This window comes from Pseudomonas sp. B6001 (genome assembly GCF_013386015.1).
Classification (GTDB): domain Bacteria; phylum Pseudomonadota; class Gammaproteobacteria; order Pseudomonadales; family Pseudomonadaceae; genus Aquipseudomonas.
The window spans coordinates 1-345 of sequence record NZ_JACAOX010000070.1 but is presented as its reverse complement, the minus strand read 5'-3'; the positions used below and the strand labels follow the sequence as shown (position 1 = coordinate 345).

Sequence of the window (345 nt, the reverse complement as noted above, 5' to 3'; positions counted from 1 at the left end):
CATGCGCTGCATGGAACCGGTCATCTGGGCGATTTCCGCCAGTTGGTGGCGCGCGCCTTTTTCCAGGGTGCCGCTGGCGTGAGCCAGCTCCTGGCCGAGTTGGCCGAGGCCGTGGGAGTCACGGGCGACGCCGTCGATCAGGCCGGTGATCTGGGTCAGAAAGTGATCGAAACGGGTGGCAAGGGAGACATGCACTTTTTCCGGACTGCCCTTGACGGCCTCACCGCTGAACTGCGTGGTGACGGCGAGCATTTTTTCCAGCATTTCCCGGCTTTCTACCGCTTCGGTCTCGCTGTGTACCGCGAGGTAGAGCAGGGCCACCGTCTCCATCACCACGTAGAACGC

1 pseudogene is annotated in these 345 nt (G+C 62.6%); it reads right to left on the bottom strand.

The features are described from left to right. A pseudogene (locus HX821_RS31635) lies at nt 1-345 on the bottom strand (methyl-accepting chemotaxis protein); the annotation flags it as partial.